Origin of the sequence: Paenibacillus sp. FSL M7-0802 (assembly GCF_038004945.1) — a bacterium.
Lineage (GTDB): Bacteria > Bacillota > Bacilli > Paenibacillales > Paenibacillaceae > Paenibacillus > Paenibacillus polymyxa_B.
In genome coordinates, this window is record NZ_JBBOSD010000001.1 from 4,382,285 (window position 1) to 4,405,758 (window position 23,474).

Annotated in this window: 16 protein-coding genes and 1 riboswitch; of the genes, 15 read left to right on the top strand and 1 reads right to left on the bottom strand. The window is 46.4% G+C overall.

The annotated features are described in order from the left end of the window. Nucleotides 1-22: 22 nt before the first annotated feature. On the bottom strand, nucleotides 23-1,123 hold the full coding sequence (gene gcvT, locus MHB54_RS20200; RefSeq protein ID WP_264454662.1) for a glycine cleavage system aminomethyltransferase GcvT: 1,101 nt from the start codon (nucleotides 1,121-1,123) through the stop codon (nucleotides 23-25). A gap of 177 nt (nucleotides 1,124-1,300) precedes the next feature. Further along, nucleotides 1,301-1,399: riboswitch (glycine riboswitch) on the bottom strand. A 393-nt stretch (nucleotides 1,400-1,792) separates the two neighbouring features. On the opposite strand from gcvT, the gene gcvH reads away from it, so the two are divergent. The 15 genes from gcvH to MHB54_RS20275 all read left to right on the top strand — a co-directional run bounded on the left by gcvH (nucleotide 1,793) and on the right by MHB54_RS20275 (nucleotide 23,446). Next, nucleotides 1,793-2,191 (top strand): glycine cleavage system protein GcvH, encoded by a 399-nt coding sequence (gcvH, locus tag MHB54_RS20205; protein ID WP_023989876.1) that lies wholly within the window; start codon nucleotides 1,793-1,795, stop codon nucleotides 2,189-2,191. A gap of 377 nt (nucleotides 2,192-2,568) precedes the next feature. Then, nucleotides 2,569-4,047 (top strand): PTS mannitol transporter subunit IICB, encoded by a 1,479-nt coding sequence (locus MHB54_RS20210; protein ID WP_076157636.1) that lies wholly within the window; start codon nucleotides 2,569-2,571, stop codon nucleotides 4,045-4,047. 66 nt (nucleotides 4,048-4,113) lie between these two features. Beyond that, complete coding sequence (locus MHB54_RS20215; RefSeq protein ID WP_264454663.1) at nucleotides 4,114-6,192, top strand: BglG family transcription antiterminator; 2,079 nt, start codon at nucleotides 4,114-4,116, stop codon at nucleotides 6,190-6,192. Beyond that, entirely contained in the window at nucleotides 6,189-6,623 is a 435-nt protein-coding gene (locus tag MHB54_RS20220) for a PTS sugar transporter subunit IIA (protein WP_028542458.1), read from the top strand. Before MHB54_RS20215 ends, MHB54_RS20220 begins: the two co-directional genes overlap by 4 nt. Beyond that, complete coding sequence (locus tag MHB54_RS20225) at nucleotides 6,620-7,765, top strand: mannitol-1-phosphate 5-dehydrogenase (RefSeq protein WP_068942005.1); 1,146 nt, start codon at nucleotides 6,620-6,622, stop codon at nucleotides 7,763-7,765. Before MHB54_RS20220 ends, MHB54_RS20225 begins: the two co-directional genes overlap by 4 nt. Before the next feature lie 214 nt (nucleotides 7,766-7,979). Next, the gene (locus tag MHB54_RS20230) at nucleotides 7,980-10,133 is read left to right on the top strand and encodes a DUF454 family protein (protein WP_264454664.1); all 2,154 of its coding nucleotides are present in this window, start codon (nucleotides 7,980-7,982) and stop codon (nucleotides 10,131-10,133) included. Further along, nucleotides 10,126-11,781, top strand: coding sequence for an amino acid ABC transporter ATP-binding/permease protein (locus MHB54_RS20235; protein ID WP_264454665.1), 1,656 nt, complete (start codon nucleotides 10,126-10,128; stop codon nucleotides 11,779-11,781). Before MHB54_RS20230 ends, MHB54_RS20235 begins: the two co-directional genes overlap by 8 nt. 303 nt (nucleotides 11,782-12,084) lie before the next feature. Further along, on the top strand, nucleotides 12,085-14,619 hold the full coding sequence (gene pulA / locus MHB54_RS20240) for a type I pullulanase (protein ID WP_340981843.1): 2,535 nt from the start codon (nucleotides 12,085-12,087) through the stop codon (nucleotides 14,617-14,619). Nucleotides 14,620-14,850: 231 nt separating this feature from the next. Beyond that, entirely contained in the window at nucleotides 14,851-15,492 is a 642-nt protein-coding gene (locus tag MHB54_RS20245; RefSeq protein WP_069081206.1) for a 50S ribosomal protein L25, read from the top strand. 283 nt (nucleotides 15,493-15,775) lie between these two features. Beyond that, the gene (locus MHB54_RS20250) at nucleotides 15,776-17,272 is read left to right on the top strand and encodes a methyl-accepting chemotaxis protein (protein ID WP_264454666.1); all 1,497 of its coding nucleotides are present in this window, start codon (nucleotides 15,776-15,778) and stop codon (nucleotides 17,270-17,272) included. 182 nt (nucleotides 17,273-17,454) lie between these two features. Then, nucleotides 17,455-18,441: a S66 family peptidase gene (locus MHB54_RS20255; protein ID WP_053325943.1), complete on the top strand. Its 987-nt coding sequence runs from the start codon at nucleotides 17,455-17,457 to the stop codon at nucleotides 18,439-18,441. A gap of 49 nt (nucleotides 18,442-18,490) precedes the next feature. After that, complete coding sequence (locus MHB54_RS20260) at nucleotides 18,491-20,152, top strand: sensor histidine kinase (protein WP_175405291.1); 1,662 nt, start codon at nucleotides 18,491-18,493, stop codon at nucleotides 20,150-20,152. Then, entirely contained in the window at nucleotides 20,149-20,913 is a 765-nt protein-coding gene (locus MHB54_RS20265; RefSeq protein ID WP_013311480.1) for a LytR/AlgR family response regulator transcription factor, read from the top strand. The genes MHB54_RS20260 and MHB54_RS20265 overlap by 4 nt, the downstream gene beginning before the upstream one ends. A 190-nt stretch (nucleotides 20,914-21,103) precedes the next feature. Continuing rightward, nucleotides 21,104-22,357, top strand: a complete 1,254-nt coding sequence (locus MHB54_RS20270) for an L-lactate MFS transporter (RefSeq protein WP_023989863.1) — start codon at nucleotides 21,104-21,106, stop codon at nucleotides 22,355-22,357. A 177-nt stretch (nucleotides 22,358-22,534) separates the two neighbouring features. After that, nucleotides 22,535-23,446 carry a serine/threonine protein kinase gene (locus MHB54_RS20275; RefSeq protein ID WP_013311478.1) on the top strand — a complete coding sequence of 304 codons (912 nt, stop codon included), beginning with the start codon at nucleotides 22,535-22,537 and terminating at the stop codon, nucleotides 23,444-23,446. Nucleotides 23,447-23,474: the final 28 nt, after the last annotated feature.

Below are 23,474 nucleotides of genomic sequence, written 5' to 3' on the forward strand. Positions count from 1 at the left end.
TAGAAATAAAAAGAGTTTAAGATCAGCGCGGGCGTTTATAAAAGGGTGCTGCCACCACCTCGGCACGCAGGCGTTTGCCACGAATCTCAACCTCCAACGGTGTGGAGAGGGCGCTAAAACGACTGTCCACCAAGGCGAGGCCCAGATTACGCTTCAAGGTGGGCGACTGAGTCCCCGTTGTGACCTCACCAATGTGTTGTCCTTCTGCGAATACCGGGTAATGGGCGCGTGGGATACCGCGATCAATCATTTCCAGCCCGATCAATTTGCGAGGAATCCCTTGTTCTTTCTGACGTTGCAGTGCTTCTCTACCGATAAAATCTCCTTTATTCAGCTTGACGAAGAAACCTAGACCAGCTTCGAGTGGTGAAATCGTGGCAGATAACTCCTGACCATATAGCGGCAACCGTGCCTCAAAGCGTAGGGTATCCCGAGCACCAAGTCCAGCGGGAATCAGCCCATACGACTCACCGGAACGAAGCAAACCCTCCCATACGGCTGGTGCTTCCGCAGCAGGTATATAAAATTCAAAACCGTCTTCGCCCGTATATCCGGTTCGTGAGACCAGTGCTTTTGCTCCGAACAATGGCACATTCTCATGGAAGCGGAAAGATGCCAGATTCGTAATGTCCGTATCTGCCACGGCTGCGGCAATACGTGCTGCCTCCGGTCCTTGCAACGCTAGCAATGCTATCGCATCAGACACATTCTCCATGTGAACGGATGCAGGCATATGGCGCATTAGCCAATCCCAATCCTTATCGATGTTGGATGCGTTCACAACGAGCATGTAGCGTTCCGGTCCTTTGCAGTAAACAAGTAGGTCGTCTACTACCCCTCCATCGGGGTAACACAGGAGTGAATATTGTGCCTGACCTGGTTCCAACTGGCTGACATCATTCGTGGTCACCTTTTGCAGAAAAGCTTCGGCTTCTTTGCCTTCAACCAAAAATTCGCCCATATGCGATACATCGAATAAACCCGCACGTTGCCGGACGGCCTCATGCTCCTTTTGAATGCCGCTAAACTGAACCGGGAGCTCCCAGCCGCCAAAGTCAATACAACGAACCCCAGACTGCGTCCCGTAGGACGAATATAGCGGTGTTTTTCGCAAATTAGTCATTATTCCACTCCTATCCGGTGTGATCGGCTAAACAAAAAAGACAGGCCGAAAAAAACGTATAGACGGCAGTCTACACTCTTTTTTTCAGCTCTGTCCTTGATACCAGAAAGTTACCCCGGTATGTACCGGGTTTCCCCTTGGGTGATCCGCTCCAATAGCGAATGCTCTCCAGAGATGCGTCCGGCAGAGGTCCTTTTGCCTGAGAGATTCACCTGCAATGCAGGTTTACTCCTTCGGCGCTACCTTCGGGATCAACGGTATATTACCTGGCTTTGCAGATAACAACTTGATCCGATTCGCGTGCACTTATGTCTCACAAGCGGCAACAGCTATGCGAATCTTTTTGGCAGTCTCTCCCTCCGCGTTCATCCGCGTTTGCAGTTGTCGGGGTGTTTCCCAAAGCATTTGCTATAACCCATTAATACGCAAATTCATTCAAAATGTCAATAAAAATGTCATCAAAAACAATAGAAAAAACATTTAATATATAAATAAGGATATGTAAGCGTTTGTTATAAGCTATCATATTTTTATATAGTACGCTATATGAGGTGATATGAAGTATTTTTGTTAGTATTATTGACATGAGTGTTCTTGTTGTCATAATCTTAACCTGTCTAGTACAGTGAGCAAAAGCGATTTTATTCATATGGAAGTGAGGGGAACAGAATGGGTGAAGTAAAGCAGCAACTTTGGTATACAGACGAACATGAGTGGGTTCAGCGGACAGAGAATGGAACGGTACGAATTGGTATTACAGACTTTGCACAGCATCAACTGGGTGATATTGTTTTTGTAGAATTACCTGAGGCGGGAGCAACGATTGAGCAGGGAGCGGAGATCGGTACGATTGAATCGGTGAAGACAGTATCCGACCTTTTTGCTCCGGTGACGGGAACCATACTAAAAGTGAATGAAACGCTGGAAAGTACACCTGAGCTAGTGAATGAATCTCCCTATGAAAAAGGTTGGATGATCGAAGTAGAGATGGATAAAGATGTGGAGGAAGCCTTGGGCAAGCTACTGTCTGCGGATCAGTATGAGCAGTTGATTTCCGATGAGCAATAATGGAGCATTGTAGTATGGAGTAAGAGGGTTATTTGTCTGCTCGATTTTTGTATAAAATAGTCGCTATGATTTGACGTAGCGGCTATTTTTTTGTCTTTTTGCAAACGTAATTACGTGTTTTATTCTGATTTAGAGGGTTGTCCCCATATAAGAATCATACATAATCCAGCACGGTTTTTCGACTAATTTCTATAGCTACAGGTCATATTAAGAAGAATTATGCAGGTATAATACCTTCCCGGATAATTTAAATTTAAATGTTGTCATCAACGTTCATGACGAAAGTACGTTTTCATTTCGTTGATGAAGATAGCGCTGTCATTTAGTATGAATTTTAAGAAAAGGTAGTGATGCTTACCTACAAGGAGGATTTGAATATGAGTACATTGGACGCAAAGCCAAGTTCAAAAGGAGGCACTCGTGTCGCCGTACAGCGTTTTGGCCGTTTTCTTAGCGGTATGGTTATGCCCAATATGGGAGCATTTATTGCGTGGGGGCTGATTACGGCACTCTTTATTCCGACCGGATGGTTCCCGAATGAAGGTTTTGCACAATTGGTTGACCCGATGAAAAATTATTTGTTGCCGTTACTGATCGGTTATACAGGGGGCACGATGATTCACGGACAGCGTGGAGGTGTGATTGGTGCCATTATGACGATGGGTGTCATAGTGGGAGCCGATATCCCGATGTTCCTGGGCGCGATGGTAGCTGGTCCGCTGGCTGCGTGGATATTGAAGAAGTTCGACAAGGCCATTGAAGGCAAAGTCAGATCAGGCTTTGAAATGCTGGTCAATAACTTTTCGGCCGGAATTATCGGTGCCATTCTAGCGCTGCTTGCCCATGTGGCGATTGGTCCGATTGTACAAATGATCAGTCAAGTGTTGTCGGCAGGGGTACAGTTCCTCGTGAACGCAGGGCTATTGCCGCTTGTCAACCTCATTATTGAGCCCGGAAAAGTATTATTTTTAAACAACGCGCTGAATCACGGAGTATTGAGTCCGATTGCGTTAGAGGAAGCTGCAAGAACAGGAAAATCCGTACTGTTTATGCTGGAATCCAACCCTGGGCCGGGGCTCGGTATTTTGCTAGCCTACTGCCTGTTCGGCAAAGGCTCTGCGAAGTCATCGGCTCCTGGAGCGGTCATCATTCATTTTTTCGGCGGGATTCATGAAATTTATTTCCCTTATATTTTGATGAAGCCGATTTTGATTCTTGCTGCTATAGCTGGGGGCGTTGTGGGAACCTTCTGTTTTATGTTGACAGGTGCCGGACTGGTTGCTGCTCCTTCACCGGGCAGCATCATCGCCTATTTTCTAATGACGCCAAAAGGCGGATATTTGCCAATGCTGAGCGGGGTGATCGCTGCTGCGGTCGTATCCTTTGCTGTTGCCGCAGTGTTACTCAAGACTAGTAAGCAAAAAGAAGAGGGGCTGGAGGAAGCTGCATCCCGCCTGAAAGATATGAAAAATCAAAGCAAGAGTGCAAGTGCTAACGCCACTGTAATGGAAGATAATCACGAATCTGAACGTGCTGCTGAGATTGCCGCAGATCGAACGCTCAAGGATAAATCCGAAGTGAACAAGATCGTCTTTTCCTGTGATGCAGGTATGGGTTCAAGCGCTATGGGCGCCTCGATTTTACGCAAAAAAATGAAGCAGGCGGGTGTAGGCGTAACAGTTACGAATACGGCAATCAGTGAAATTCCACAGGATGCGGATATTGTCATTACGCAAAAAACGTTGACAGACCGGGCTAAAACAGTAGCCCCGAATGCTGAGCACATTTCCATTGACAATTTTCTGAAGAGCCCTGAATACGAAGCGCTGGTTGAACGTCTGAAATCCGATTCTTAATCCCCGTCGTATGCAGTGTACGTCTCCTGCTGGAGGGATGAGCTTGGGAAGGAACGGTATGCGCTTATGAATATTACGAAACGACAACGTGACATCGTGGAATATCTTCTGGAGCAGTCCAAAGAGGTTACAGCCGGGGAAATTGCCACGAAGATCAATGTCAGCACAAGGACGGTTCATCGGGAACTGGGCGCAGTCGAGCATTGGCTGGCTGCTCATGAGGTGAAGCTGGAGAAAAAGTCAGGGATTGGTATCTGTATAGATGCTGACCCAGCTCAGCTTGTATGCCTGCGAAGGCAATTGCTGCATACGAAGTCAGACGAATATTCGGCTGAGGAGAGAAAGATCGTGGTTCTCTGCATGCTGCTGGATACACGGGAGCCGATCAAGCTGCTGGCGCTGGCTTCGGACTTGAAAGTCACGGTAACTACGGTCAGTCATGATCTGGACGAATTGCAAGGCTGGATTGGGGAACGGGGACTCATGCTTGTGCGCAGACGGGGGTACGGGGTCGAGATTACAGGGCGGGAGACAGACAAAAGACGGGCGATTTCCGAGCTGGCTCTCGAATATTTGGATGAATCCGATCTGTTTTCAGCCCGGGAAGAACTTCGTTCTGTAACCCGTGTCGCCGACAAGTTGCTGGAGATGATTGGCAGAGATAACCTGCTGATTGTGGAAAAGGCCCTCTGGCAGCCCCATGAAAAATGGTTGGAAAACATGGTGGAAAGCAAATACATGGAGCTGCTGATTCAAATTTGCGTTTCGCTGGTACGTCTGCGACTCGGGTATGTTATGGATCCTCTTCTCTCATATTTAAAAACAGATTCAGATGAAAATATCATGCTTCGAACAGCTATGGTGGAACGCATATGCACGGAGTTGTCAGAGGCGCTGGATATTGAATTTCCAGAGCCGGAACGATCTTATCTCAGGCTGCTATTTCGTGATGCCGAGGATCACTCTACCCGACTACTGCCGTTGGATGATCTCGTACTGTTGGAGTCGGTTCATGAGTTGATTCGTCGTGTGGAGGAAGAGACAGGCACGCCATTGGAAGAGGACCGTGTTCTGCGTGAAGGACTGATTGCCCATATGGCCCCGGTGTTCAAACGTTTGAAGGAAGGCAGGTCGATTCGTAACCCCCTCCTTCAGCAAATCCGCAAGGATTACAGCAGCTTATTCGACTCAGTGAAAAAGGCTGCGGCGGACATGACAGAAATGAAAGTACCAGATGAAGAGATCGGATTTCTCGTCATGCATTTTGGCGCTTCGCTGGAGCGGCTACGACAATTGCGGCGGGAGGTGCGGGCCATCGTAGTCTGCACGAGCGGTATTGGATCATCCAGACTTTTGGCAACAAGGCTCGCCAAAGAGCTCCCACAGATCAAAATTGTGGATAGGGCTTCATGGTACGAGGCGGCGCGGATTCCCAAGGAGGATTATGATCTGATCATTTCGACAGTAGAGCTACCGCTTGAACCGGATCGGTATCTTAAGATCAGCCCGTTGCTGACGCAGGAGGAGAGTGATCGCCTGCGTCAATTCATCCAGCATATTACACTCAATCATCCCAATGACCATCAGCAGGAACAGGCTGTTCAGCCTGGTCAGGATATAGAGTGGCTTACCGGTCTGCGGAAAAGTCTTGAGGAAATTGTACACATTGTACAGCAATTTCAAGTGTATCCGCTGGAAAATCAGGGGATGGATATGGCGGCGACCGTAGAGGCTATATGCATGTTGGAGGCGGGGCGGGGGAATGTTACAGAGCCTTCTGCGGTTGCTGCACAGCTCATGGAAAGAGAGCGCCAAGGTAGTCAGGTGATCTCTGATACCTCCATTGCTTTAGTTCATACGCGCAGCCACTATATTCGCAAGCCTTCGCTTACCTTGTATAAGCTGGCAGAGCCGCTGTTGGCGGATACAGGCGAACAGGTAGAATGCGTGCTGCTCATGTTGGGACCTCGTGAGCTGCCGAGAGAAAGCTTGGAGGTATTGAGCGAGATTAGTGCATTACTCTTGCAGGAAGACATGGTTACGCTACTGGAACACGGTAGCAGGGATCATATTGTCAATTATATATCGAGTGAGCTAGCTGAATTTTTCCACAGTAAATTAGGGACAGGGAGGAACCTACCGTGAGTATTATGACGATAGACAAAGTAAAAATGAACGCAACCGCCAAAGACAAATATGAGGCGATTCGTATGGCTGGACAAATCCTGCTGGATGCAGGACATATTTCAAGTGAGTACATTGACAAGATGCTGGAACGCGAGGAGATCGTGTCCACCTATATCGGGAACGGGTTGGCTATTCCACATGGCACCAAGGAATCCAAGATGCTTATTCAATCCACAGGCATCTCCATCGTTCAGTTTCCACAAGGCATAGATTTTGGGGAAGAAAAAGCATACATGGTAATCGGCATTGCAGCACAAGGCGGCGATCATATGGAGATTTTGACGAGTATCGCTGTGGTGTGTGCGGAGGAAGAAAATATGGATAAACTTCGCAACGCGGTGACCCCACAGGAAATTATAGATCTGTTCGAAAGTGAGATGGAGCTATGAGAGCCGTCCACTTTGGAGCAGGAAATATTGGTCGCGGCTTTATCGGATTGATTCTGTCGCGTGCAGGCTATGAGGTTGTCTTTTCAGATGTCAACGACACCCTTGTATCCGAGTTACGTCGTCGTAAACAATACACCGTAGAGCTAGCCAATGATACAAAGGATACGGAGCTGGTCACGAATGTAACGGCGATTGACGGCAGAGATGCATCCGCTGTAGCGGATGCGGTAGACCATGCTGATCTGGTAACGACCGCGGTAGGGGTTAGCATCCTCAGGCATATTGCAGCAGGTATTGCCGAGGGAATAGCGCGGCGGGTGGAGCGAGGGGCAGGCCCGCTGCATGTGATTGCTTGCGAAAATGCAATCGGAGGCAGCGCCCAACTGAAAGAGCATGTTTTTGCGCTACTGGATGAGGCGACTCGTGCCAAGGCAGAGGCTTCGGTATATTTCCCCAATGCTGCTGTAGACCGGATTGTGCCGATCCAACACCACGAGGACCCGTTACATGTGCAGGTAGAGCCTTTTTACGAGTGGGTGGTGGATCGTTCACAAATGGCACCTAAGCATGAAGAAATCGAAGGCATCCTGTACGTGCAGGATCTAGAGCCTTACATTGAACGAAAGCTGTTCACGGTGAATACGGGGCATTGCGTGGCAGCCTATCTTGGTTATACCGCAGGTTATGCTACCATCCAGGAGGCCATGAAGGATAGCAAGGTGGTGGATTCGATACAAGGGTCACTGGAGGAGACAGGAGCAGTGCTTGTGAAGCGCTTCGGTTTGGATCAAGGGGAGCATAAGAAGTACATCTCTAAAATTTTGGATCGCTTCCGCAACCCTAATCTGACAGACGATGTTACTCGAGTCGGACGTTCACCGTTGCGTAAGCTGTCTCCCAATGACCGTCTTGTACGTCCCGCGCTGCAAGCGCAGGAGTATGGCATCCCGACGGATCATCTGGCGTTAGGAATGGCGGCTGCCTGTAAATTTGATATTACGGAAGACCCCGAGGCAGTCGAGCTTCAGCAGGTGATCCGCAGTGAAGGACTGGGTGTGGCGCTGACGCGTTATACTTCCATAACCGCAGATCACCCGTTACATCGGCAGATATTGGAGCAATATGATATTATAAATTCATAAAACAACGAATTATCAACATCTATTTTCGATAATCCTCTTGAAGATAAAGCATCCACATCAACACTAACGTGTTCTGTAGAGATGTGCTTCAAGAGGATTTTTATATGCGTGATTTACATCACATAACAACCTGCTTAAATTGTTTATATTGATAATGATTATCATTATCTATAAAATGAAATCATTACTATTATAAGTATTAGGGAGGATTATAGTGAAACCGATCTATATTACCTTAGGGTTTTTATTTTTGGCGCTTGGAGTTATTGGTGTAGTGCTACCGTTGCTACCGACTACACCGTTTCTGCTGCTAGCGACCTTTTTCTTTATGCGGGGATCCGAAAGGATTCACCAGTGGTTTTCGAATACCGCTCTGTACCAAAAGCATCTAGAGAGTTTTGTTCAAACAAGGTCGTTGAAGCTGTCTACGAAAATCACGACATTGGGCTTAGCGTCAGCGATGCTGATTACAGGCTTTATTTTCACCCCTAATGTGTGGGGCAGAACGCTCATCGTCTTGGTCATCCTTTTTAAATACTATTACTTTATATTCCGAATCGGAACACTGGGAAACGCTGCAGCAGAAAAAACGTCTTCATCTTCACCTGCACCTACTCTGAAAAAAAGGTCTAAAATGGTCGACAGCCGTCTGCTCGGTCTAGTGGAACATTCTCGGAAATATATCGTCTTGGGTGTGCTTGTGCAGTGGATCGGTCTTTTGGGGAGTATAGCCGCTGTGTTGTCTATGGCCTTTGTTATGCAGCAGGCATGGGAAGGACAAGTGACTCGCAAGCTGATTCTATCTATGACGGTCATTGTTATTACTGCTATTGCAGTTCGCTGTCTGAGCAATTATGCAGCCAGTATGTTATCCTATCGTGCTTCGGTAAATGCTAAAAAAACGCTGCGCTCGCAAATTTACGGCAAGTTGCTCAAAATGGGACCCGCATATACAGATCATACCTCCACCTCGGGGGTTATACAGGTTGCTGTAGAAGGGGTAGAGCAGCTTGAAACCTATTTCGGTAGATACATGCCTCAGCTATTTTACAGTCTGCTTGCCCCCGTAACGTTATTCATCACCCTCTCTTTTGTCAGCTTCAAAGCAGCCATTATACTATTGATCTGCGTTCCCTTAATTCCAGTGTCGATCATTGTCATTATGAGGATGGCTAAAAAGCTTTTTCGGAAATATTGGGGTAGTTACGTCAATCTGGGCCACAGCTTTTTGGAGAATGTACAAGGTCTGACTACGCTCAAAATGTACGGAACAGACCAGGATAAACATCAGGAAATGAACACAGCAGCGGAGGATTTTCGAAAAATGACGATGAAAGTGCTGACTATGCAGCTTAACTCCGTGGCCATTATGGATCTTATCGCATTTGGTGGTGCCGCTGCGGGTGTACTGGTCGCGGTAAGCGAATATTCTTCAGGCCATATTGGCTTGGCAGGAGCAATCATCATTGTTTTGCTGTCGGCAGAATTTTTCATTCCTCTGCGTCTGCTGGGTTCTTACTTTCATATCGCCATGAACGGAATGGCAGCAAGCGACAAAATATTTCAAATGTTGAGTACTGAGGATCTTATACAAGGACAAGAAAGCATAGAAAACACAGATATTCGACTGGAACAGGTGAGTTTCGCCTACGACGAAAGAGATACCTTACGAAATATATCCATGGATATTCCCCAGGGCAGCTTTGTTTCAATTGTTGGGGAATCAGGCTCTGGTAAAAGTACGGTAGCCGGATTGATCGTTGGGCATCACGAGGGGTATCGAGGAAGTCTGACGATTGGAGGAAAAGAGCTTACCGATATTTCAGAAGGAAGCCGCATGCGTCACATGACCTGGATCGGTTTTAACAGCTATATTTTTAAAGGCACAGTGGAAGCAAATTTAAAAATGGGCAATGAGCACGCGGATGAGCAACAAATGCTGGAAGCTTTGCGACAAGTGAAGCTGTATGATTTTATCCTTTCAGAAGGAGGACTGGAAGCAGAACTGGAGGAGCAAGGGGCAAATCTGTCAGGAGGACAGCGCCAACGGCTAGCACTAGCCAGAGCATTGCTGCATGATAGTCGTGTGTACATTTTTGACGAGGCCACCTCTAACATTGACAGTGAAAGTGAGGAAGGCATTATGGAGGTTATACATGCGCTGGCAGGTCAAAAAACAGTGATTCTTATCTCTCACAGACTGGAAAACGTAGTTCAATCCGACTGTATCTATGTGCTGCAATACGGTTTGGTGGCAGAATCGGGAACGCATCATGAGCTGTTGAGCCAGCAGGGACATTATGCGGAGATGTATCTCAGTCAACACCGGGTAGAGCAGTTTGTAAAAGGAGGGGCTGTATATGCGTAGACATGGATTACGGATCATGGGCCAATTATTGGTATTGGCGGGGCCTCTTTTACCTGTGCTACTCATCACGATTGTTACAGGAGTGCTTGGTTTTGTTTGTGCTATTGGCATTATAGTGTTTGGAGCCCTAGCTCTGCTTACAGCAACGGGCATCACGACAGGCTACACCATGTCGTTTTTGCTGACGGCGATCGTGGTTTGTGCCGTACTACGCGGCGTATTCCGTTATGGCGAGCAAATGAGTGGTCATTATCTCGCTTTCAAGCTGCTGGCTGTACTGCGTGATAAGGTACTTCAAGCCCTGCGCAGACTCGCTCCAGCCAAATTGGAAGGCAAGGACAAGGGGAATCTGATTTCACTCATTACGAGTGATATTGAGCTACTGGAAGTATTTTATGCGCATACGATAGCGCCTGTTATGATCGGCATCATCACTTCACTACTCATGGTGTTTTTTATCGGTTCTTATGAGCCTCTATTAGGCTGGCTTGCTGCGCTTGCTTACCTAACTGTCGGTTTATTTATTCCTTTACTCACGTCACGTATGGGCAAACGTCAGGGGATGGAATACCGAAGTAGCTTTGGCAAGCTGAGCAGTTATTTTTTGGACAGCTTACGGGGTATGAAGGAAATTGTGCAATATGGGCAAGGAGAACAACGTTTGAATGAGATTAACCGTCGTACGGATCAATTGGATGCCAAGCAGAAGGACTTGAAGCATCATGAAGGTATCACAAGAGCCATCACAGATGCGGCTGTAGTTGGATTCTCATTCTTGATGCTGCTGGCTGGATTGTACGGTATGTCTAATGGTCAGGTTGAATTTACAGGTATGCTAATTTCTGTCATTGCCCTGTTTAGTTCATTTGGTCCTGTCGTCGCACTGAGCAATTTGTCCAACAATTTGCTTCAAACGCTGGCGAGCGGGGAACGAGTGTTGAGTCTATTGGAGGAAACCCCGGAGGTAGAGGAAAATATCGAAGGGATGAGTGTTGCCTTTACTGGGGTACAAGTAGACAAGGTGACTTTTGCATACGATGGTCAAACGGTGCTGAATGATGTAAGTCTCACGATACCGCATAAGCGGATTCTAGGCATTCAGGGTAAAAGCGGCTCTGGTAAGTCTACGCTGCTGAAGTTGATGATGCGATTTAGGGACCCGCAGCAAGGTGGAATTTTGCTATCCGGACACGATTTGAAGGAAATTGGAACCCGACATTTGAGAGGGTTACAGAGCTATGTAGACCAGCATACGTTCCTGTTTGATGATTCAATTGCAGCTAATATCAAAATCGGAAAGCCTGATGCTACACATGAGCAGGTTGTGGAAGCAGCACGTAAGGCATCCGTGCACGATTTTATTATGACCTTGCCTCAAGGGTATGACAGCCGAGTTGGAGAATTGGGGGACAGGCTGTCCGGTGGAGAACGCCAACGCTTGGGACTGGCGAGAGCCTTTGTCCATAATGCGCCTCTCTTACTGCTCGACGAGCCTACCAGCAATTTGGACAGCCTGAACGAGGCGATTATTTTAAAATCGTTAAAGGAACAGCAGCAAGATAAAACGGTTGTCCTTGTTTCGCACCGAAGTTCTACCATGCGGATTGCAGACGATATTTTTGAAATGGATAACCGTAGATTGTCCTGACTTTTCTAACGTGTTTTTTAACGTACTTATTTAGCGATAAGTGATGAAATCTAGGAAATTATTGTTATGCTTGAGGGCAAAAGCTGTAGCCTGTTCATGGTTTTGTCATAAAATGGAGTGTGCGTTGAAATGGAAGCGTCATCCTTATTTAAATCATCCAGCTTTTCAAGCTTGTCTTATTTTGATAGCCTATTAGGTGAAGATTTTACAAAATCCTGAGGTATATTGACAAGTCATAAACATCATAAATGATGGATGAACAGAGGCTGTAAGCCGATGTACAGAAATGGGTGGTGAACAGGAATGTCAGATTTCAATCAGCTCAAAGAGCTTGAGCACACAACATATCCCATATATGAAGGCTATGATTTGGGTCTTACTTATACGCCTGTGGGCAGCAAGTTCAAGGTATGGGCACCGACTGCGCAGCAGGTCCATATAGCGTTGTATAACGATGCGGGGGTGTACGATCAGGAGGGGAACGTTCAGGAGCACGACGGTGGTCAAGAATTTCTCATGAACCGTGATGATCAAGGTGTATGGTCTATAGAGCTGGAAGGGGATTGGAACAAATATTATTACATGTACAGGCTGGAGTGGGCGGACAACACCATTCATTATGCTGCCGATCCATATGCCACAGGGGTATCAGCCAACGGGCAGCGTACAGCGATCATTGATTTGGCTCAAACCAACCCGGACGGATGGGAATTGGATGCGGGGCCTCCACTTAAGCGGCCGACGGATGCCATTCTCTATGAGCTTCATGTACGTGATTTTTCGATGGATCCCCATTTTAATACGGGGAAAAAAGACTTATTTGCTGCTCAGGGACGGTTTGAGGCCTTTACGTATACGGGATTGAAGGATACTGAGGGGAACAGCATCGGGCTGGATCATCTGCTGGAGCTGGGCATTACACATGTTCATTTGCTTCCAGTAGCTGATTTTCATACGGTAAATGACTTTGCGGAATTAGATACTGAATATAACTGGGGCTATGATCCGCAGCATTATAATGTGCCGGAGGGGTCTTATTCTTCCAATCCGGCTGATCCGGAGACACGCATACGAGAGCTGAAACTGCTGGTACAGTCTTTGCATACTGCCGGCATCGGTGTCATTATGGACGTTGTGTACAACCATACTTATTCGGTGGAACAGGGGCCATTTGAGCCTGTTGTACCTGGATATTATTACCGTACAGATGAACAAGGGCAGCTCACCAATGGATCAGGGGTAGGTAATGAGGTGGCAACCGAACGTCCGATGGTGCGCAAGTATATCAAGGATTCACTACGCTATTGGGCAGAGGAATATCATATAGACGGCTTTCGATTTGATCTGATGGGTCTGATTGATACCCCAACCGTGGTGCAGCTTACGCAAGAACTTCGCTCTGAAGTGCGTTCGGATCTGCTTATCTATGGTGAGCCTTGGACGGGAGGAGAATCTCCGCAACCCTTGCTTACGCTAAAAGGAACGCAACGGGACAAAGGCTTTGCTGTTTTTAACGACAACTACCGTTCTGCTATTAAGGGGGATAGCGACGGTACTGGGAGCGGGTTTGCCACAGGTGCAGAACATCAGGAGGAACAGGTGCTCAAAGGTGCTTTTGGGGCGATTCATGATTTCACAGCTCAGCCATCGGAGACCGTCAATTATGTAACTGCCCACGATAATCTCAATCTGTGGGATAAAATTTTGACGGTAAGACAATTGCGGGAGCACTGTCGTTTTCCACAATGGGAGCAGGGGAAGCCACAGGATGGGAGGACACCTGAACAAGCTGTTGCCGAAGCAGACCCGTATTGGGAACTGGATGAAAATAACTTGCTAGAGGACGAAACCGTACGCAAGTCCCTGTTAGCTAACGGCATGGTACTCACATCTCAAGGTATTCCTTTTATTCATGCAGGGGATGAACTGCTGCGCTCCAAATGTGGAGACCATAATAGCTACCGAAGCTCAGATGTAGTCAATGCCATCCGTTGGGATAACAAGGCGAGGTTTCGCCCAGTGTTTGATTACTACCAAGGCTTAATTGCTTTGCGACGCAGCCACCCGGCATTCCGAATGGATCATCGTGAGCTGGTGGAGCAGCACATGGAAGTGCTGCAAAGCAGTGGGCATGTGGTGGCTTTTGCTTTGAGGCACCATGCTAACGGTGATGCCTGGAATCATATTGTGGTGATTTATAACGGCTCGGATGCAGAGCAGACGATAGCATTGCCTGCGGAATCGGATCGTTGGCATGTGGTCGTGGACGCACACGGGGCTGGTAATGAGACACGGTATGAAGTCGTAGGCCATCGTGTAACCGTATCACGTTGGTCGATGATGGTGTTATATGATCAGGAAGAACCTGCACGAGTCTCATTTGTGACTGAACAAGATCAGGCTAATCGTCAGGCGGAGAACGAATTGGAAGACTCGGATGAAGGGACAGATCAAGAAATTGCAGGTACAGCCATAGCGTTGACAGATGTCCAGCTTGGAAAAGATAGTGAAGTCGCCCCATTTCGCACGATTGAACTGATCTACGAGCGTGCGGATCGGCAATACACTGGCTGGAACGTATGGGTATGGGGAACGGGGCACCGCGACGGACATGTCGAATTCCGTGATTTGGATGATGGTCGTGCAGTAGCGCGTATTCAGGTGGCTCCTGATATACAGCGAATCGGCTACATTGTCCGGCTTAATCACTGGGATGCCAAGGATGTTGAGGCAGATCGATATATTGATATAGACCCGAACCAGTCTGTGATGCAGGTATTGATTCATAGTGGCAGAGAAGAATATTTGCTACTGGTAAATGATAATCGGGCCGGATAGACTTGTATGCTTGGTCGCTATATACACGAAAGTAGCATTTTTCGATCATTTCGAGAAATGCTACTTTTTTATGCAAACGTGTGTCAGTTTCAGAAAAAAGGGGTAAAATAGAATTATGGACTTGTTTAGTTTTGCCAGCTTGCTGGCTTATATCCTGTAGTACGACTGGTAAACAGGCAAGATTCTTGGAGGAAAATCATTTGTAAGGTAACCTGAAGGAGGTTGTATATCATGAGTTCTAATGGAGGAAGTATTCAACTGACCGCCCAGCCGAGAACAGAGAAGAAGGGTTCGGCTATTCGTGAATTGAGGTTAAAAGGACGGATTCCAGCTGTGGTTTACGGCTCTGAGCTTGAAGGAACCCCTGTACATGTCGATGCCAAGGAATTTAATAAAGTAGTCAGAACCGGACGTTCAGAGGTGTTTAACCTCACTGTAGAGGGTGGAGAAACCATTCCAGTTATTATTAAAGATTATCAACAGCGTGACAATCAGTGGTTGCATGCCGATTTTTTGAAAATTGCCAAAAACAAACCGCTTCGCGTGCGTGTTTCTATTGATTATCAGGGTACACCTGTAGGTACAAAAACAGGCGGTATTCTGCAAGTTCAGGAAACGGAAGTAGAAGTCGAAGGTCTTCCTGCTGATTTACCATCTACCATTGAGGTAGATGTATCCGCACTGGATGTTGGCGACAAGCTGAGCGCTAGCGACTTGAAGCTCCCTAAAGGAGTAACGCTGCACGTCCCTGAAGAAGAACTGCTTGCTTCTATTATCGTTCCGCGTGCAGTTGAAGTAGAAAATGCTGCTGTGGAAGGTGATGCAGCGGCAACCGAAGGCGCTGAAGAGGCTTCCGAAAACAAGGAATCCTAATGTTGTCAGCTGGTACATGAACCTTTTCCAATTGCGAAGATCATCAAAAATGAATTCAAAATCGCTCCCTGCTTGGGAGCGATTTTTTGCATTCATTTATTTACAATTACATACTCTTTCTCTTTAAAAAAGTTGTCCTGTTGTGATTTGGTGTTTAAAAGGAATGTGGTGTTTGTACGATTTTCATTCACTACGTGTTCTGATATGACGATATATAAAGTATGGCATTTACATTTTTATTTTATAAATACCTAATATATATCTAAGGAGCGCGTACACAATCATGGACAGAACGAGTGAATTGTTGTGGCAAAGAAACAAATTGGTGATCATTATTTTTTGGATTATGGCCTTGAGCGGCATCGTCCCGGCATTATCTAATCCCTCGATGTGGGTATCTAATGGTGTAGGATTTGTAGTCGCGGCAGTTTTAACGATCCTGAATATGAAAAAGAAAGGAATCCGCCTTATTCCATGGATTACTACGTTTTTTAGCGTATTAATGTGTATATTTTTGAACTTATCTAGCGTCGAGGTAGTGACCACCATATTAATTTGCTCTTTGTTTCTGCTGTATCCGTCTTACCGATATTTTCTGGTAGCTATGACCTTAAATCTCTGTAATATTTTTGTGCAAATAACAATCGGTACGCCCGCAGTTCCCCCAGCTACCGGTTCTTTGCGCTATGTGCATGAGTTTATTATTGTTTTACTCATTGGTTTACTACTGTTAGTGGTATCGGTGTTAAATCAAAAGCAGTTTAAGAAAAGTGAAGAGCAAAATAAAGATATCGATGCTACAAGGCAACGAATTGAATTTCTGTTTGAGCAAGTTAAACAAGCAGTGGCTGGATTGCATAGCTTTACAGAACGATTCAGGAATCAAGTGGATGCTACGGGCAGCGTGACGAATGAAGTCGCTATCGGGTTTCAGGAGGTTGCCAAAGGGGTAGAAATGCAAGCTTCGAATATCACCGAGGTTACGGATAACTTGGCCCAATCTGACCAGCACGTGCGAGAGGTAGCTGATCATTCCCGAGAACTGAAGCAGCTTTCCGAAGATACGAAAAATGCCGGGGACAGAGGGAGCAGTCAACTGCTGGCATTAACGTCTCAAATCAAGGATTTGGGTCAGGTCATGAGTCGTACCAAAGAAGAACTGGATGAGTTTAAAGTACAAAGTGATAGCATGTCTGCCATGCTTAAAGATATTACTCAAATCTCAAAACAAACTAATTTGCTGTCCTTGAATGCATCCATTGAGGCCGCCAGAGCGGGAGAACATGGAAAAGGATTTGCCATCGTGGCTGGAGAAGTGCGTAATTTGGCTGAAATGGTAGGGAACACCTCGGTGGCGATGGAAGGTATCTTGACTCAACTGAGAACTCAGATGGATTCTGTCGTAAGTCAATTTGACATGGGACAGCAAAGGCTACAGCAAAGTATGGAATCGGCACATTCGACCGAAATTGTACTGGAGGATATCCTGCAAAATGCCAATAAAGTGCTGCAGCAGGCCGTAGATGTGGAAAACAGTACGAATAGCATGCAGCAATACTCATCTCAGGTTGTTCAAGAAATGACGGAATTTTCAAGTGTAACGGAACAAGCGAGTGCAGCGTCAGAACAAATTTTGGCTGGAGTAGAGGAGCAACGAAATATAACCTCCAATATGGTGACCGGGTTTAGTGAGCTGGAGGCGTTGATTATCCAATTAAAAGAACTGGTACATGATCAGAAGGAGGACAACATTCCTACCGAAATCAGCAAAAGCAAATAACCGAAATGCTTCATTTTCGGACTAGAGATCCGGGGATTATCGCTATCTAGCGGTACTCTCCGGTTTTTTACTGTGTTTGAAGAAGGGAAATGAAGATGGGATTTCTAGAAGCTATAATTAGATGGAAGTTGATGGTATAATTTGTGGCAGTTTAAATGCTTTGTAACTAAGGGGGGATGACCATGATCATAGGAAAGCAAGCACCCAAATTAAAAGTTGGAGACGAGATACGTATTCTTTCGCCGTCCAGAAGCTTGTCGATCGTTTCTGAGGAAAATCGCTTGATTGCCCAGCAACGACTGGAGGAGCTAGGGTTTAAAGTGAGTTTTTCGCAACATGTGCTGGAAAATGATGATTTTACATCTTCCTCGATAGAGTCCAGAGTCGCAGACTTGCACGAAGCTTTTGTCGATCCAAAGGTAAAGGGCATCCTGACTTCAATTGGGGGCTATAATGCCAATCAGCTCCTTACCCATCTTGACTATGAACTGATTGGAGCTCATCCTAAACGATTATGTGGTTATTCGGATATAACAGCGTTAAGCCATGCGATTTATGCAAAAACGGGGCTTATCACGTATGCAGGACCTCATTTTTTGACGTTTGCCATGTTGCGAGGAAATGATTATACGACGGCGTATTTTCAAAGGTTGATGTTGGAAGAGGGCAGCATTCAAATCCAGTCTTCGTCGGAGTGGAGTGACGATACTTGGTATCTAGATCAGGATCAAAGAAGCTTTTACCGCAATGCGGGTCCGTATGCGATTCATGAAGGTGAAGCAACGGGTACGATTGTGGGCGGAAACTTGTGTACCCTGAATTTGTTGCAGGGGACTCCGTATATGCCGAGTCTGGAAGGAAGCATTCTATTTGTTGAGGATGATTACGAAAGCTCTCCCGCTACGTTTGATCGGGATTTGCAATCACTGTTGCACCAGCCTGGATTTGATCAGGTTAAGGGGATCATCATAGGACGATTTCAGCAGGCGTCGCATATGACAGAAGAATTGCTGCGGCAAATCATTAGCTCGAAAAGAGAATTGGCCTCCATTCCAGTGATTGCAGATGCTGATTTTGGTCATACTACGCCGCAGTTTACATATCCGATTGGTGGGAAGGCTAGCATCCATGCCCGTAATGGCAGGGTGAGTACTGAAATATGTGAATAATTAACACAACTTATGTAGGCATATCCATTTTTATTTGGGAGGAACGCAGGTGAACGCCTTGTTGGAAATGCTGATGCAGCTATTTGAGCGCGCAGCGTTGTTACTGATTTGTTTATTTTTTATTACACGTATCCCGCGCTTTAAGGAAACCTTGCAAAAGAACAGCCATTCTCCGGCAGAGCTGGCCATATTAACATTGATCTTTTGTATGTTTGCGCTGTTCGGCACCTACACCGGGATTGAAGTCGAAGGTTCGCTTGTTAACGTTCGAATCATTGCAATTATGGCAGGCGGTATTTTGTTCGGACCATGGGTTGGGATCGTTACAGGTATTGTATCAGGTATCCATCGTTATCTAATTGATATCGGGGGAGTGACCTCGATTCCGTGTCTGATTACAAGTATTTTGGCAGGTGTGGTGTCAGGATACATCGGCCGCCGGGTCAACCGTTCCAAGAGATGGCTAGTCGGTATCGCCGCAGGTATGGTCTGCGAAGCATTGACGATGCTGCTCATTCTGGTGATGGCACAACCCCATAACCTTGGAGTGGACATCGTTTCTAAGATTGGTCTACCGATGATTATCGGAGAAGTCAGTATCGGTTTAATCGTTCTGTTGATCCAGAGTGTGGAGGGGGAAAAGGAGAATATCGCGGCCAGACAGGCCAAGCTGGCACTGGACATTGCCAATAAGACGTTGCCTTATTTCCGCTCCATTAATGCGGAATCCTTACACACCATTTGTTCGATCATAAAAGAAGATATCAAGGCAGACGCGGTGGCGATTACGGATACCAGAGATGTGCTGGCCTATGTCGGTTTTGGCGAAGAGCGTTATCACATCGGAGATGAGATCATTAGCGATGTGACTAAAACGACGATCCGCAGCGGTAAAATCACGATCCGCAACCATATTGCAGACGATAAAACACCCCAAATCCAGTCTCTGCTCATTATCCCGTTAGAGGAGCGCGGAGAAGTAACCGGCACGTTGAAGATATATTATCGCAAAGCTTATAAAATCACGTATCCGTTGCAGACGATGGCGATTGGCTTGTCTCAAATCATTTCCACGTTAATGGAAGTGTCGCGTGTGGAGCAAATTAAGGAAGCGGCGAATAAAGCCGAGCTAAAGGCGCTCCAAACGAAAATTAATCCTCATTTTCTGTTTAACGCGCTGAATGCCATTGCCTCTACGACACGCACCAAGCCGGATAAGGCACGAGAGCTGATCATTAATTTATCGGGTTATCTGCGCTATAATTTGGAGCTGAATGATGATTTGATCGAAATTCATAAAGAGCTTCAGCAGGTGTCTGATTACGTGGAAATTGAAAAAGCACGCTTCGGCAACCGACTTCAGGTAGAGTATGTAATGGATGAGGTGTCTGTGCGTATTCCAAGTCTTATTATCCAGCCCCTGGTTGAGAATGCGATAAATCATGGAATTCTCAAGAAAAAAGGATCAGGTACAGTAACCATTTCTGTAAAGGATCGTGGAGAAAAGGTGCGTATTTCTGTGGCAGATACCGGGGTGGGTATACGGGATGATGTTGTGGATAACCTGTATCATGATCGGGTTCCGGCTAAACAGATCGGCTTGTACAATGTGCACAGACGACTCAAGCTTATGTACGGCGAAGGAGTTATTATTCTGAAGCATGAGCCGGGCACCGAAGTTTATTTTGACATACCAAAGGAGAAGTCATGAAGGCCATAATTGTAGAAGACGAACTTCCAGCGCGTGAAGAGCTGGAGTATCTTATTCAGACTCATAGCAACATTGAGGTGACCGATAGTTTCGAGGATGGGCTAGATGTGTTTCGGTTTCTGCAAGATCAGGAGACGGACGCGATCTTTCTGGACATTAACATTCCTTCATTGGACGGGATGCTACTGGCACAGAACATTAGCAAATTTGCCAAAAAGCCCTATATTATTTTTACGACCGCCTATAAAGAACATGCGGCGCAAGCCTTTGAGCTGGAGGCGTTCGATTACATCCTCAAACCATATGATGAAAAAAGGATCGCATCTATGCTGCGTAAGCTGGAAAATGCTTATGAGCAGCAGAACGTTCCAATACAGGAGCCTGTCCAGACGGCGCAACCCCGAGCTGCTGAAGCCAGCACAGTTGCTGCGCCAGGTCGTATTAATCTGCTGAAAAATGACAAAATCATCGTAACGGATGCAAACGATATTTACTATGCGTGTGCGCAGGAAAAGGTGACCCGTGTCTTTACAAGGCACGAAGAATATACGATGCCGATGAGCATTTCGGAATTTCATGCCCGGCTGCCGCAGCAGGACTTTTTCCGCTGTCACCGATCATACACGGTGAATCTATCGCAGATCCGTGAAATTGTACCTTGGTTCAACCATACGTATCTCCTGCGTTTGCGTGGACTAGAAGCAGAGATTCCTGTGAGCCGTAGTAAAGCCAAGGAATTTCGGCAAATTATGCGACTTTAAAGGCATTTCATTCCGCTATATGTGCATTTCATTCCTCAAACGATTTCTGGCTAACATGCAGGGTTATAATAATCGATGTAGAGAGAATCCTTACAGACTTGCTCCTCCACAGGCGCAAAGCGTACTGGATTCCCGGTTATCATGATAACAAACTGACGCTGTAGAGCCGGAATGAAAAGAGGAGATTTATATGAAAACAAACAGCGGAAATCGTTGGCTTGTCGTGCTTGGAACGATAATTGTCCAGATGGGATTAGGAACCATTTACACATGGAGTTTATTTAATCAACCGTTGGTGGACCGCTTTGGCTGGAATCTCAGTTCGGTTGCCATTACATTTTCAATTACCAGTTTTGCACTGGCGTTTGCTACGTTATTCGCAGGCAAACTACAGGATAAATGGGGACTACGTCGTCTGATTTTGTGTGCAGGTGTCGTCTTAGGAGCCGGTCTCATGCTCAGTTCGCAGGTAACATCGCTGTCCCTGCTTTACATTTTGGCGGGTATTGTCGTAGGTTTTGCGGATGGAACGGCATATATTACATCACTGTCGAATCTGATTAAATGGTTTCCTGAGAAAAAAGGACTTATTTCCGGTATTTCGGTTGGGGCATATGGAACAGGCAGTCTTATATTCAAGTATATTAATGGTTCGTTGATTCAGTCCGTTGGCGTATCACAAGCGTTTTTATATTGGGGAATGATCGTGCTGATCATGATTGTGGGTGGTTCTTTCCTGGTAAGAGAAGCTGTAGTCGTGAACAAGCCTTCGGTACAAAATGGGGTTGTACAGCGGGACTACACCGTTAAAGAAATGCTGCGCACCAAGCAGGCATACCTGTTGTTCGTAATGTTCTTTACCGCTTGTATGAGTGGTCTCTACCTGATTGGGGTAGTCAAAGATATCGGCGTACGGATGGCCGGCCTAGATGTAGCAACAGCTGCTAATGCGGTCGCTATGGTCGCAATTTTCAACACGGCGGGCCGGATCATACTGGGTGCACTATCGGATAAAGTAGGTCGTCTGAAAGTAGTAGCGGGTGCGTTGCTGACAACGGCGGTCGCAGTCACAGTGCTGAGTCTGGTACCGCTGAATTATGGTTTATTCTTTGCCTGTGTAGCAGGAATTGCTTTTTGCTTCGGCGGCAACATTACAGTCTTTCCTGCCATTGTAGCTGATTTCTTCGGTCTGAAAAATCAAAGCAAAAACTATGGTATTGTGTATCAAGGCTTTGGCCTCGGTGCGCTGGCGGGGTCATTTATTGCAGCCTTGCTCGGTGGATTCATCCCGACCTTTACCACGATTGCTGTGCTGTGTGTCGTATCGTTCCTAATTGCCCTCACCATTCGCACTCCAGAACAAGGCAAAGGCAAACTGCGCAGTGAACGGAAGAAAAATACGAACAGTGTGCGCAGCATGAAGCCCGGAACGAAACTGGGTTAAACGATTTGAGAAAAAAGAACCAGATGAATGCCAAAAGACCTGTCATCATTTCTCTAAGGGAGATTATGGCAGGTTATTTGTTTTTCCAATAATCTATTTTACGGTATAATAAAAAGATGTGTAATAAGCCGATATATACAAAAGACATAAGCTAAGAACCTGACAGGAGGACGAGTCATGATCGTGGATACAAGCGGGAATCTGCTTGCCCGCAATACGAAGCTGCGAAATACATATCAAATTCGAAGCGCCTTGTCCCGCAGTGAGCTGGCCATCGTGTATACGGCAAGGCTGTTGGATAACCGAGAAAAGGTCATTGTTAAGGAATTTTTTCCGAATGCACTGGCTTTGCGGGGGATGGATCGAAAAACGGTCACTTGCGGTGCTTCTATGCAATCCAAATACGTGGAGTTTATGCATTATTTTTTGCGTGAAGGGCAAATGTTGAAGGAGTTAAGTCATCCGGGAATTGTCGGTTATATAGATCACTTTGAGGAAAATGGAACTGCCTATCTGGTCATGGAATACTGTGCAGGCAAGACACTGGATCGAATGATGAAAGAAGAGGCTGTGCCAACGTATGATCCCACTTTTTTGTACCATACGCTGCTACCTTTAATTGATGCCATGGAGTACATTCATGACAAAGGAATTATTCATCGGGATATTAAGCCGGGCAACATTATGATTGGGGAAAATGGCAACATCAAGCTGATTGATTTTGGTTCGGCTGTGCATTTTGAAGGTAAAGAGCATCCGATCTTCACCACGGCGGGCTATTCTCCGCTGGAATTTTACTCTAATCGTTCGCAGCAGGGGCCTGTATCGGATATCTATAGTTTGGCCGCCACGCTGTATTATTGCCGAAAAGGAACACCTCCGCCAGATGTGCCAGGCCGATTGTTTGCAGATCATTCCGAGCGGATTCAGATTGAAAATGCGGGACTTTCTCTGCTGCCGTATGTCATTCGGCGTGGTCTGGAGGTACAGGCTAACAAGCGTTGCCGCTCACTTAGATGGTTTAAAGCCGCACTACGTGCGGAATATTGGATAAAAAAAGGGAAGCGCCCTACTCTTACGGTTCGTTAATCGTAAGAGACGGTGCTTCTCTTTTTTA

Excerpts from the sequence above, each read along its gene's own strand:
- gcvT (WP_264454662.1), bottom strand. The coding sequence starts at position 1,123 with ATGACTAATTTGCGAAAAACACCGCTATATTCGTCCTACGGGACGCAG.
- gcvH (WP_023989876.1), top strand. The coding sequence starts at position 1,793 with ATGGGTGAAGTAAAGCAGCAACTTTGGTATACAGACGAACATGAGTGG.
- MHB54_RS20210 (WP_076157636.1), top strand. The coding sequence starts at position 2,569 with ATGAGTACATTGGACGCAAAGCCAAGTTCAAAAGGAGGCACTCGTGTC.
- MHB54_RS20215 (WP_264454663.1), top strand. The coding sequence starts at position 4,114 with ATGAATATTACGAAACGACAACGTGACATCGTGGAATATCTTCTGGAG.
- MHB54_RS20225 (WP_068942005.1), top strand. The coding sequence starts at position 6,620 with ATGAGAGCCGTCCACTTTGGAGCAGGAAATATTGGTCGCGGCTTTATC.
- MHB54_RS20235 (WP_264454665.1), top strand. The coding sequence starts at position 10,126 with ATGCGTAGACATGGATTACGGATCATGGGCCAATTATTGGTATTGGCG.
- pulA (WP_340981843.1), top strand. The coding sequence starts at position 12,085 with ATGTCAGATTTCAATCAGCTCAAAGAGCTTGAGCACACAACATATCCC.
- MHB54_RS20245 (WP_069081206.1), top strand. The coding sequence starts at position 14,851 with ATGAGTTCTAATGGAGGAAGTATTCAACTGACCGCCCAGCCGAGAACA.
- MHB54_RS20250 (WP_264454666.1), top strand. The coding sequence starts at position 15,776 with ATGGACAGAACGAGTGAATTGTTGTGGCAAAGAAACAAATTGGTGATC.
- MHB54_RS20255 (WP_053325943.1), top strand. The coding sequence starts at position 17,455 with ATGATCATAGGAAAGCAAGCACCCAAATTAAAAGTTGGAGACGAGATA.
- MHB54_RS20265 (WP_013311480.1), top strand. The coding sequence starts at position 20,149 with ATGAAGGCCATAATTGTAGAAGACGAACTTCCAGCGCGTGAAGAGCTG.
- MHB54_RS20270 (WP_023989863.1), top strand. The coding sequence starts at position 21,104 with ATGAAAACAAACAGCGGAAATCGTTGGCTTGTCGTGCTTGGAACGATA.
- MHB54_RS20275 (WP_013311478.1), top strand. The coding sequence starts at position 22,535 with ATGATCGTGGATACAAGCGGGAATCTGCTTGCCCGCAATACGAAGCTG.